The following is an 11,269-nucleotide window of genomic DNA, read 5'->3' as shown; positions in this document are numbered from 1 at the left end:
AGCAGGATTTTGAATCTATAAATAAAAACTTTAAATCTAATTTTGAAAAAGAAAATTATAAAAATGCAATTACTAAACTAAAAAAATATATTATAAATGGTGATGTTTATATTGCTAATATGACTCAAAGGTTTTATACAGAAAATAAAGAAGAACCTTTTGAGATATATAAAAAGTTAAGAACTATAAATAAGGCACCATTTTCTGCTTATATGAATTTTGAAGATTTTCAGGTCATAAGTTCTTCGCCTGAAAGATTTATTGAAATAAATAAAGGGAAGGTAGTTACAAGGCCAATAAAAGGGACAAGACCTAGAGGGAAAAATGAAGAAGAAGATAAGAAAAATAGTTTAGAACTTATAAATAGCGAAAAAGATAGAGCAGAGTTATTAATGGTGGTAGATCTTGAAAGAAATGACTTAAGTAAAGTATGCAAACCTTACTCAGTAAAGGTAACTGAACTATTTAAACTTGAAAAATATGCAACAGTATTTCATTTAGTGTCAACCGTAGAGGGTATTTTAAAAGACAATGTATCATCAGTAAAATGTATTAAGGAATGTTTCCCTGGGGGATCTATAACAGGAACTCCTAAAATTAGAGCTATGGAGATAATAGAAGAACTAGAAGGATTAAAAAGAAATCTTTATACAGGATCTATAGGATATTTTGATTTTAGAGGAAATGCTGATTTTAATATAGCTATAAGAACAATTATTAAAAAGGACAATAGGGCCTACTTTGGCGTTGGTGGAGGAGTAACTTATGATTCTATAGAAGAAGATGAGTATAATGAAACACTAGATAAAGCAAAAGCTTTAATGAGGGTATTATGATGAGAAATGTAATAATAGGAAAAGATAAAATAACTATAGATAGTGGATACTTTTTTGCTAGAGGGGTATTTGAAACCATACTAGTAAAAGAAAAGCCATTGTTTTTAGAAGAGCATATAAAAAGGCTTAACAATGGTATTAATATTCTTAAAATTGGAGAAGCAATTGAAGTTGAATATATTAGTAATATAATAAATGATTTTAATATAAAAAATTGTGTTTTGAAAATAATTGTAACAGAAAAAAATATATTATTAGAAACTAGAGAACTATTATATAAGAGCGGAGATTATCTAAGAGGGTTTTCATTAAAGGTAGCAAAAACAATAAAAAATTCTACATCTAAATTGACATATATAAAGTCTATGAATTATTTAGAAAATATTTTAGAAAGAGAAGAGGCTTTGGAAGAAGGATATAATGAGGTCATATTTTTGAATGAAAAAGGATATGTCTCCGAAGGAAGTTTTTCTAATATATTTGCTGTGAAGAATAATGTAATATTTACACCAAAAATTAGTAGTGGATTACTTCCAGGTGTAGTAAGAAATCACCTTATTAAAAATTATGATGTAATAGAAAAAGAAGTAAGTTTAGATGATATCATAAATGCTGATGAAATATTTATAACTAATAGTTTATTGGGTATAATGGGAGTAAGTAAATTTGAAAATAGAATTTTGACAGAAAATAAAATCACAATTAAGATAAGAAAAGAATATGAATCACAAATTGGAAATTAGGAGGGGCATTTAATGATAGATAGAGAAAAAGTATTAGAAGGAGTAAAATTAATATTAGAAGGTATTGGGGAAGATCCAAATAGAGAAGGTCTTTTAGAAACTCCAGATAGGATAGCTAGGATGTATGAAGAAATCTTTTCAGGAATAGGAAAAGATGCAAAATGTGAGTTAGAAAAAACTTTTACTGTTGAGGAAAATGATTTAGTTCTTGAAAAAGATATCACTTTTTATTCAATGTGTGAACATCATCTTGTACCTTTTTATGGTAAAGCACATATTGCTTATATACCAAAAGGGAAGGTTGCAGGACTTTCAAAACTTGCAAGATGTGTAGAAGTTTATGCAAAAAAACCACAATTACAAGAAAAATTAACTACAGAAGTTGCTGATGCAATAATGAAATATTTAAATGCAGAAGGCGTTATGGTAGTAATTGAAGCTGAACATATGTGTATGACTATGAGAGGTGTAAAAAAGCCAGGAACAAAAACTGTAACAACAACATATAGAGGATGTTTTAAAGAGGATTATCAATTAAGAAAAGAAGTAATGAGTTTATTAAAATAGGAGGTAGAATTTTGGAAAATGTTAATAAAATTCTAAATCATCCTAAGTATAAAAGATTATTAAATGAATTAAGCCAATTAGAAATAAATAGAGAGTTTTGTAATCATACCATTGAACATTTTTTAGATGTTGCAAGAATTGCGTATATAACTGTATTAGAAAAAGGCTTAGGATATAATAAAGAAATAATATATTCAATAGCATTATTACATGATATAGGAAGAGTTATGCAATATAATGAAGGAATAGATCATCATAAGGGTAGTGCTATAATAGCATCAGAAATATTAGAAGATACAAATTTTTCTCATGAAGATAAAGAACTAATTATTAAATGCATAAAAGAGCATAGAAAAGAAAGTGATGATGAGCTTTCAAAAATAATATATAAAAGTGATAAACTTTCAAGAAATTGTTTTAACTGCAAATCTTATAATGATTGTTATTGGGATGAAAATAAAAAAATAAGATTATAAAAATATAAGCTAAAGGGGAGAGACGTATGAAGATAGGAAATAAAGAAATAAATTTAGATGAAAGAACTTATATAATGGCTATATTAAATGTAACACCAGATTCTTTTTCTGATGGTGGAAAATATAATGAAGTAGATCAAGCTGTAAAAAGAGCAAAGCAAATGGTAGAAGAAGGAGCCGATATAATAGATATAGGGGAGAATCAACAAGACCAGGAGCGAATTATATATCCGAAGAAGAAGAAATAAAAAGAGTAGTTCCGATAATTAAAGCTATAAAAAGTGAACTAGATGTTTTAATATCAATAGATACTTATAAAAGCAAAACTGCTGAAGAAGCTATAAAAGCAGGTGCGGATATAATAAATGATGTATGGGGATTTAAAAAAGATAAAAATATGGCTGAAGTAGCAGCAAAATATGATATTCCATGTATATTAATGCATAACAGAGAAAATAAGCCTTATACAAATTTAATGAAGAATGTAATAGAAGATGTAATAGAAAGTATAAATATAGCTTTAGATGCTGGAGTAAAAAGAGAAAATATTATATTAGATCCAGGTATAGGATTTGCTAAAAACTATGAAGAAAATTTAATTGTAATGAATAACTTAGAGAAAATTGTAAATATAGGATTTCCTGTTTTACTTGCAACTTCAAAAAAATCAATGATTGGTTTAGCATTAGACTTACCAGTAGATGAAAGAAGAGAAGGTACTATAGCAACTACTGTAATGGGAATAATGAAGGGGTGTAAATTTGTTAGGGTACATGATGTACTTGAAAACAAAAGAGCATGTATTATGACTGATAAAATATTAAGAATGAAATAGAGGGAAAACTATGGATAAGTTATATTTAAAAGATGTTGAGATATTTGCAAATCATGGTGTATTTAATGAAGAGAAATCTCTTGGACAAAAGTTTATATTATCTTTAGAATTAGATGTAGATTTAAGTTTAGCATCTAAGAGTGGAGATTTAACAAAGTCAGTTCATTATGGGGAGCTTTGCCATAATATTGAAAAGGAATTTCAAAAAGAGAGTTATGATTTAATAGAAACCGCAGCAGAAAAGATAGCAGAATATGTATTATATAACTATGATTTAGTGAAAAACATAAAAGTATTATTAAAAAAACCATGGGCACCAATAGGTAGGCATTTAGATACAGCTGCGGTAGAAATAAATAGAGGATGGCATAAAGCATATATTGCGTTAGGTAGTAATATTGGAGAAAAGACTGAAAACATAAATATTGCAATAGAGAAAATAAAAAGCAATAAAGAAATAAAGTTGCTAAAAGCCTCTAAAATAATAGAAACAGAACCTTGGGGATATGAGAATCAAGATAGTTTTAAAAATGCAGCTATAGAAGTAGACACCATATTAAATCCAAGAGAACTTATGTCTTTATTATTGAATATTGAAAAAGACATGAAAAGAGAAAGAGTAATTAGATGGGGACCGAGAGTAATAGATTTAGATATTATTTTTTACGATGATTTAGTTACTAGTGATGATTTTATAACAATTCCACATCCAAGAATGGAAGAAAGAGAGTTTGTATTAGCTCCATTAAATGAAATAGCACCCAATAAAATTCATCCATTGAATAGAAAAAGAGTTTTTAAAATGCTTGAAGGAATAAAAAAATAATAACCGTTAGCTTAAGAAAAAATGACAGTAGGTAAAGTTTTACTTTATATAAATTTTACCTACTGTTCTGTATTTATCCTTCAAATCCATTAGAAACTTTTTTTATATATTCACAAAATTTATATAAATTATAATAGTCAGAAACACCTTCCATGGAAATAGTATCCTCATCATATACCCCATCCCATGGATAAATTGAAATTAATTTATTGTTATATGCATTTATAATATATTTTACATCTGAAAATTCTAGTAATAACTTATATTCAGGAGAAAGCCCTTCTTCTACTACAGCACCATAGTTTTCATCGTTTAAAGAGTCAATAAATTCAGGTAAAATACTATGTTCTTCTTCATTAACATCATAATATTTATATACATTTAAATCAAAAATCTTAATAGTATAAGAATCATTTTGATTCAATCTTTCTTGTATTTCATTAGTATAATAATTATTGTTAGGTTTAGTACCAGGTCTTATGTACTGTGATTTATTAAAATTACAACCTGAAAAAGAGAAAATAATAAATATACAAATTAAGGTGATAAGAAATTTTTTCACTATGAACCTCCTTAAGATAACTTATATATAAATTTATTCTTTCAACAAAGACTTTAGAACATATTCATACAAAAGAGAATAGAATGAACTAATAATAATTTTCCTTGGAGGCAAAGTGAAATACGGAATAGATATAAATAATACTGAAATTTTAAAAGCTATTTCACAAAAATTAAAGGAAAGTGGTAATTTTATTGTTGACTTGTATCAAGGTCAAAGTACAGCAAGAAGCTTGTTAAAGAAGGTCCTTATAGCAAATATAACAAATATAGATTTTTATGTTGGAATAGAATTTAAGAAAGATATTTCACAATGTGAAATATTTTATGATAACAATGAGAAGTCTAAAGAATGCAGTGAAATGGTAAATAAATTATTAAATGAAAATATAAAAAATATAATTTGTAAGCAGGGAGATCATTTATACTTGCTTAAAAATATAAATGCACCAGCTTTATATATTAAAATACCAGTAGAAGCTGAAGAGACAATAGAGCAATTATATATAGAAGGAATCGTTGATATACTAAATGAAATCTCAAATAGGGAGTGACAGTAATAATGATTATTTAATATGATATAAAATTATCTTAAATAAAAATAATTTTATATCATATTTTCATTATAATTATAAATAAGTTTTTGTAATAAAAATTGAATTTCTGTAGTAAAGATAATTATGATCAATAATTAGGAGAAAATTATGCATATAATAGCCACTATAGGGCCAAAATCTACAGATAAATGGATTATTAAGGAACTAATAGAAAATGGAGTAGATATATTAAGACTAAATTGTTCTCATTTTAATAAAGAAGAATTTGAATATGTAATAAAATATTCTAAAGAACTAAAAAGAGATATACATATACTAGTTGATTTATGCGGGAAAAAAATAAGAGTATCTAAGGACTTAAAATATATATACAAAGTTTATAATGGACAAGAAATTTACTTTTGTGGAGAAGATTTCTATAGAGGTATAGATAGTTTAACATTAAAAGACATGAAGCTAATTCCATTGACAATAGAAACCGATGAAATAATTAAAAGTAATATAAAAACTATTTCTATGAAAGACAATACAATGAATTTTGAAATAATTAAAATAGATAAAGGAGTAATAAATGCTAGAGTTATAAAAGGTGGAATTATAAGAGGGGTAAGGGCTGTAATTTATCAGGCATTTATGATGATAAAAATTGTTTAAGTGAAATTGATAAAGAAAACATATTGTGGGCATTAAACAACGATGTAGATATTATATGTCAATCATTTGTAGAAAAAAAAGATGATATAAATATAATAAAAGAAATTATAAAAGGTAGTAGCAAAGATACAAACTGTAAAGTCTGGGCAAAAGTAGAAACACCTACTGGTATTAATAATATTGAAGATATTTTAAAGGTAGTAGATTCTATAGTTATAGGAAGAGGAGATTTAGTACCAGAGTCAGGAATATTAAATGCTATAAAGTTACAAGAAAAAGCTATTGAAACAATAAAATCAAAAAATAAAAAAGTAATTATAGCAACTCATTTATTAAATAGTATGAAAAATGGACATTTAGCTACATTACCAGAAATAGAAAGTATTCATCGATTTATAAAAGGTGGGGTAAGCGGTTTACTGCTAGCAGGAGAAACTTCTATAGGAAAAGCACCGATTCAAACAGTTAAATTTTTAAAGAATGTTATAGATTATTATCAATAATAGATAATAGAAATTTTAGGTGTATTTATGAATGAAAAAATAGAAAAAGTTATAATTACAAGTTTATGGATATTATTAGGGAGTATAATGATTTTATTATTTTTATATGTATATAGATGGATAGCACATTTGGGATAATAAATTGCGAAGTAAAATTTCTAGATTGTAGTGCACAAGGCATAGTTTATTGGATAAAGTAACAGGGAATAGGTAACATGTAACCAGGTAACATGTAACAAGTAAGAGGTAATAGGTAACGGATGGTAGATTCTTTTAGAAAAAATAATTATTAAATATATAATCTTAATTTTTGATTATACTTGATACCTGATACCTGTTCCCTAGCAAATGAAAATAACTGTGAACTAAATAAACATATGTAAGTTATTGTTAAGAAAAATTTCTTTAGTTTAATTTTTTTATACAAGTTTAGAAGATTTAATTAAAAGAAGAGAAGAAATACTGTATAATGAAATTAGATTTAATAAAGGGGTGGTAAGTATGTGCAATATATTACATATTGAACAAAGTAGCTTTTTTTCTAAATTAGTAGAGAAAAACGTTGAAGAAAAAGGACATAATTATATTAATGTTAAGGATTTCCATGAAGCAAGAGAAGTATTAGAATCGCAAAATATTTGTCTTATAATTTCATCTTTATATGTAAAGGATGGAAATATTGAGGACTTTGTAAGAGAAGTAAATAACAAGTTTGATATTCCTATATTTGTTGTAACTAGTGAAGATATGAGTGATACAAGAAAAGATCTTATTAACCTTGGAATAAGTGAATATATTTTAAAAAAGGATTTAGAAGATGAAATAAGAAAATATTTAGATAATGTATTTAGGGAAGATGAATATATGAACAATCTTCAGGAAGCAAGTATAGCGATTGTTGAAGATAATAATTTCTTTATAGAATTAGAAAGAACAATATTAGAGAACAGAAAGATATGTAACGTAGATTATTATGAAGATGGAAAATCTTTAATAGAAAGTGGGAAAAAGTATGATATATACTTAATAGATATTATACTCAAAAATGAATTTGGAAAAGATCTTATTAGAAAAATAAGAAGAAATAATATAGATTCATCAATAATAGCAGTTACTGCATTGGATAATAATAAAGCATTATCTAAAATATTAGATAGTGGAGCAGATGATTTTATCACTAAGCCGATAGACGAGGAGTTGTTTATAGCTAAGTTAAAGTCAAATATAAGGGTGTATAATCTTCAAAAGAAGTTAAATGAACTTAAGAAAAATTAAGAGTCTTAAGAAAAAAGAAATACTTTCTTATATTTTTTGTAACAGTACTGACATAAAAGCATAGTATTATATGTATATAAGTTGTTAGCGCGGCTTAGCAATAAATAATTTATCCCCTTAATAAATAAAAAATGATATCCTTTGTTGGATATCATTTTTATTTATATTATTCTCTACAAAAACTTTCACAATTGGTTTGGCTATATAACTTAACGCTATTTCCAGAAATGTTTATAGAATTTAGTGAACATAATTGATTTTCATTATATTTACAACTATTAACCTTACAGACTAAGCAACTACAAGGATCCCCCTCATCATAGGCATTATTAGTTAAATTACCATAAGTGGCACGATCTAAAAACGATGAACAACATGTATCACATTCGCTATCTGAATTCTTTCCAACAACATTTATACGATTAGAAAAACAAATATTTTCTTTGTTATGAGAACAATTATTTGCACTACAATAAATTTTTTGCATTAGAATCTCTCCTTATCAATTAAATATTAACTAAAATATCTATTTAGCAGGCCTTTAAAAGCGCAACCATGTCTTGCTTCATCCTTGCACATTTCATGTACAGTATCATGAATTGCATCGAGATTACGTTGCTTAGCTAAATCAGCAAGTTTCTTTTTACCGTCACAAGCCCCATATTCAGCTTCGACTCTTGCTTGTAAATTAGCTTTTGTATCAGCAACTACAACTTCACCTAAAATTTCAGCAAATTTAGATGCATGTTCAGCTTCTTCATAGGCAATTCTTTTATATGCCTCAGCAATTTCTGGATAACCTTCACGGTCAGCTTGACGTGACATAGCTAGATACATTCCAACTTCAGTGCACTCAGCGGTAAAGTTAGCTCTTAATGCATCTAGCATATCTGGTTCAAGATCATTTTTAGTACCAATTTTATGTTGATCTGCCCATCTCATTTCATCAGTAATTTCTTGGAACTTTTCAGAGCCTACTTTACAGACAGGACAAAATTCAGGTGGAGCATCTCCCTCATGTATATAGCCACAAACAGTACAAACAAACTTTTTCATTTAGAATCCTCCTTAAAATATATTTAGACAATAATCTAAAATGCAATAGTAGTATTTGCTAAATGATATAAAAAATACATTTATATAAAAATATATACTAAAAAAGTAGTTTGTTTGATACAATTTTCAAATATTAGTATTTAGAACAATTCATATATATCAGATAGTTCTCTTAGTATTTTTCATCATCAATAAAATGCTTAAAATCAACATCGATTGAATCATTAACTTCTAACATATTAGAAAAGGTTATTACAAATTCACAGCCATCAGTATAGTCTTTGTTAAGATAGATATATCCTCCCTGCATTTCCACCAACCCTTTTGTTATTGATAAACCTATTCCACTTCCTTCTGTATTTCTAGATAAAGTTGTATCTACTTTAAAAAAGCGGTTAAAAACTAAATCTTTTAAATTATCAGGTATTCCAATACCATCATCTCTCACAATTATTTTTAAATCAAAATTTGTTTTATCAAGTTTAACTAGTATATTTCCATTAGTTCTAGTAAATTTAATAGAATTAGATAATAAATTTAATAATATTCTTTCTAATGCATAAGGATCTAGCTTCATATATAAATTTTCTATGTTAGTATCAAAAATAATATTAAGGCTTTTATATTTAGTGTACGGGATTACAGATAATGTTAAATTTTCTATAAAAGGTACTATATCTAAAGGAGAGGTATTCAATTGTACAGATCCAGAATCTATCTTGGTTATATCTATTAAATTATTTATGAGCTTTAGCATTCTCAAACAATTTTGTTTTATACTTCTTTCATATTTAAAAAAGCAATCTTCAATATGATATGAATCCTTATCTTTTAAGGAACTCATAAGCTGAACATAAGAATAAATTATGTTGACTGGAGTTCTAAGTTCATGACTAAGATTAGAAAAAAAGTTATTCTTTACAGAATGATAGCTTTTGGAATTCTCATAGTCCTCAAATAATCTAATAAACAAATCATGATTTTTGATTTTGTCATATCTTTCAATTATATAGTTAGACTTCTTAAAATATATGAGAGATTCCTTAAAATCAGAAAGAGCTTCATAATCTTTAGATATTAGCTTAAAAGAATTAATAGTTCTTCTATCCTGAAACTTTTCAGAATAGAGTAGCGATTTCTTATGATGAAATAAAGCATTTTTATAATCTTTTAATTTAAAGAATACATTACCATATGAAATTTCCAGCCAATAGCAAAAGTCCATAAATCTAAATTTGGAAAGATTACTTTTATAAATGTATGAAGCATTGTCTAAGTAATAAAATAAATCAGTTAAAGGATTAATATCTTTTGATATTTTAAATTTAACTTGTAGTAAATTATATTTTGCTAAATAAACATCAAAGTAAAAACTTTCTATCTTGTATAATTCTTTTTTGTAAAGTTCTAAAAATTCTTCTATGATTTCAGAATTTTTATTTAAGTTTATATAAATTTTAATGATCTCATTATATATCTTTATTTTTAAGGACATGGTAAATTTCATTAAACTCTCTTATTATAAAATTCAATATTTCTAAACTATCATTAGTTTTATCGGATGATCTATAAGTTTTAGCAATATAGAAATTGATTAAAATTTTTAATTTATCATCTTTATTTTCTTTAGCTATTGATAAGCCTTTTTTAAAAAGCTTTATAGCAATATTATTTAAATTTAGATATTTAAAATAAATAACGCCAAGCTTTAGATATGCTTGAGAAGAATAAGAATATTCTGCTTCAGACAAAAGTCTAAAGGCATTATTAATATTAATATATACTGAAGAATCAAATTTACATATTTTCAATTTTGTAATAGATACATTAATATAAAGAAAAAGTAATGATTCATTTTGGAAGTTGCTTTCTAAAAAATTAATTGCTAAATCAAAATATTTCTTACTATATTCAAAATTATTTAATTTTAAATATAGAATTGAAAGCATAGAATAAATATTTCCTGCAATGAATACATTTTTTATAGAATTTATATCTTTAAGTAAATCTTCAAATATTTCAATAGCAGAGAAATAGTCTTCCATTTTATCTTTACATAATCCAATTATAAATTTAACTAGTGTTTCGTCATCAACCTCAAGTATTTCATTAATTAAGATATTTTCCATATTATCATTCAAATTTTTAATGTAATGATTTTCTACAAAAAAATCAGGAGTAAAGAATAAGGAATTTACTGTATCAACATAAGAATTATTAATATTGTTAATTATACTTTTATGATTAATCTCCATTAATGTCACCTCCTGTGAAAAACGATTTAATATTTATAATTTTACCATTAATAGAAGTTTTTGTAAATATTTATAGAAAAATATTAGAAAAATAATTATTTTGTAATAAATATGTATAGTTTCAA

The 11,269-nt window shown here is 25.7% G+C and carries 12 protein-coding genes and 2 pseudogenes; 9 read left to right on the top strand and 5 right to left on the bottom strand.

All coding sequences use genetic code 11. The annotated features are described in order from the left end of the window. The 6 genes and pseudogenes from pabB to folK form a co-directional block, all read left to right on the top strand. Positions 1-836 (top strand): aminodeoxychorismate synthase component I (gene pabB, locus A500_RS08830; RefSeq protein ID WP_016207232.1); only part of this gene is annotated, 836 nt, incomplete at its 5' end. Next, entirely contained in the window at positions 833-1,579 is a 747-nt protein-coding gene (locus A500_RS08825) for an aminotransferase class IV (RefSeq protein WP_242835092.1), read from the top strand. The genes pabB and A500_RS08825, both read left to right, overlap by 4 nt. A 12-nt stretch (positions 1,580-1,591) precedes the next feature. Further along, positions 1,592-2,146 carry a GTP cyclohydrolase I FolE gene (folE, locus tag A500_RS08820; protein ID WP_016207230.1) on the top strand — a complete coding sequence of 185 codons (555 nt, stop codon included), beginning with the start codon at positions 1,592-1,594 and terminating at the stop codon, positions 2,144-2,146. Between the two features lie 11 nt (positions 2,147-2,157). Further along, on the top strand, positions 2,158-2,622 hold the full coding sequence (locus A500_RS08815; protein ID WP_016207229.1) for an HD domain-containing protein: 465 nt from the start codon (positions 2,158-2,160) through the stop codon (positions 2,620-2,622). Between the two features lie 26 nt (positions 2,623-2,648). Further along, a pseudogene (gene folP, locus A500_RS08810) lies at positions 2,649-3,457 on the top strand (dihydropteroate synthase). A 10-nt stretch (positions 3,458-3,467) separates the two neighbouring features. Further along, positions 3,468-4,283: a 2-amino-4-hydroxy-6-hydroxymethyldihydropteridine diphosphokinase gene (folK, locus tag A500_RS08805; RefSeq protein WP_016207226.1), complete on the top strand. Its 816-nt coding sequence runs from the start codon at positions 3,468-3,470 to the stop codon at positions 4,281-4,283. A gap of 73 nt (positions 4,284-4,356) precedes the next feature. Here folK and A500_RS08800 read toward each other — a convergent pair whose 3' ends face one another. Continuing rightward, positions 4,357-4,845, bottom strand: a complete 489-nt coding sequence (locus tag A500_RS08800; protein ID WP_016207225.1) for a DUF4883 family protein — start codon at positions 4,843-4,845, stop codon at positions 4,357-4,359. A 115-nt stretch (positions 4,846-4,960) separates the two neighbouring features. Between A500_RS08800 and A500_RS08795 the strand changes: the two genes are divergently transcribed. From A500_RS08795 to A500_RS08785, 3 genes and pseudogenes are all read left to right on the top strand, one after another. Beyond that, a complete protein-coding gene (locus A500_RS08795; protein WP_016207224.1) occupies positions 4,961-5,398 on the top strand; it encodes an N-acetylmuramoyl-L-alanine amidase in 438 nt (145 codons plus the stop codon). Between the two features lie 150 nt (positions 5,399-5,548). Then, positions 5,549-6,558: pseudogene (locus tag A500_RS08790) on the top strand (pyruvate kinase). A 501-nt stretch (positions 6,559-7,059) separates the two neighbouring features. Beyond that, the gene (locus tag A500_RS08785) at positions 7,060-7,833 is read left to right on the top strand and encodes a response regulator transcription factor (RefSeq protein ID WP_016207223.1); all 774 of its coding nucleotides are present in this window, start codon (positions 7,060-7,062) and stop codon (positions 7,831-7,833) included. Between the two features lie 166 nt (positions 7,834-7,999). On the opposite strand, the gene A500_RS08780 is transcribed toward A500_RS08785, so the two are convergent. The 4 genes from A500_RS08780 to A500_RS08765 form a co-directional block, all read right to left on the bottom strand. After that, a complete protein-coding gene (locus tag A500_RS08780; RefSeq protein ID WP_016207222.1) occupies positions 8,000-8,320 on the bottom strand; it encodes a DUF1540 domain-containing protein in 321 nt (106 codons plus the stop codon). 26 nt (positions 8,321-8,346) lie between these two features. Beyond that, positions 8,347-8,889, bottom strand: coding sequence for an NADH peroxidase (locus A500_RS08775; protein WP_016207221.1), 543 nt, complete (start codon positions 8,887-8,889; stop codon positions 8,347-8,349). Positions 8,890-9,061: 172 nt separating this feature from the next. Continuing rightward, positions 9,062-10,396: a sensor histidine kinase gene (locus tag A500_RS19460; RefSeq protein ID WP_016207220.1), complete on the bottom strand. Its 1,335-nt coding sequence runs from the start codon at positions 10,394-10,396 to the stop codon at positions 9,062-9,064. Then, the gene (locus tag A500_RS08765) at positions 10,359-11,144 is read right to left on the bottom strand and encodes a hypothetical protein (RefSeq protein ID WP_016207219.1); all 786 of its coding nucleotides are present in this window, start codon (positions 11,142-11,144) and stop codon (positions 10,359-10,361) included. Before A500_RS08765 ends, A500_RS19460 begins: the two co-directional genes overlap by 38 nt. Positions 11,145-11,269: the final 125 nt, after the last annotated feature.

The sequence above is a fragment of the Clostridium sartagoforme AAU1 genome, from assembly GCF_000401215.1.
GTDB classification, from domain to species: domain Bacteria; phylum Bacillota; class Clostridia; order Clostridiales; family Clostridiaceae; genus Clostridium; species Clostridium sartagoforme.
The sequence above is the reverse complement of the archived record's forward strand: the minus strand, read 5'-3'. Positions and strand labels throughout refer to the sequence as shown.